Consider the following 486-nt stretch of genomic DNA (forward strand, 5'->3'; position numbering starts at 1 on the left):
CATCGCGACGAGGGAGGACGAGCACGCGGTGTCGATCGTGACGGCCGGGCCCTCGAACCCGAACACGTACGCCACCCGGCCGGACGCCACGCTGGAGGCCGCCGCCGTGCTCGCGTAGCCCTCCATGTCCGCCGCGTCCGCGCCCATCCCGTAGCCCTGGCTGGACACGCCGGTGAACACGCCGACGTCGGTGCCCTTCAGGGAGGCCGGGTCGACGCCGACGCGTTCCAGCGCCTCCCACGAGGTCTCCAGCAGGAGCCGCTGCTGCGGGTCCATCGCGAGCGCCTCGCGCGGCGAGATCCCGAAGAACTGCGCGTCGAACAGCCCGGCGCCGCGCAGGAAGCCGCCCTGACCGGTGGAGGAGGTGCCGGGACGGTCGGGGTCGGGGTCGAACAGGTTGTCCAGGTCCCAGCCCCGGTCGTCGGGGAAGGGCGTCATGCCTTCGCGGCCCTCGGCGACCATGCGCCACAGGTCCTCGGGGCCGGT

The 486-nt window shown here is 73.7% G+C and carries 1 protein-coding gene; it reads right to left on the reverse strand.

Going from position 1 to position 486, the window contains the following annotated elements:
* Window positions 1–486, reverse strand: a 486-nt coding sequence (locus tag DMH08_RS39835; RefSeq protein WP_148108684.1) for a beta-ketoacyl synthase N-terminal-like domain-containing protein, incomplete at both ends; no start/stop codon positions are given.

Source organism: Actinomadura sp. WAC 06369, from assembly GCF_003947565.1.
Lineage (GTDB): Bacteria > Actinomycetota > Actinomycetes > Streptosporangiales > Streptosporangiaceae > Spirillospora > Spirillospora rifamycini.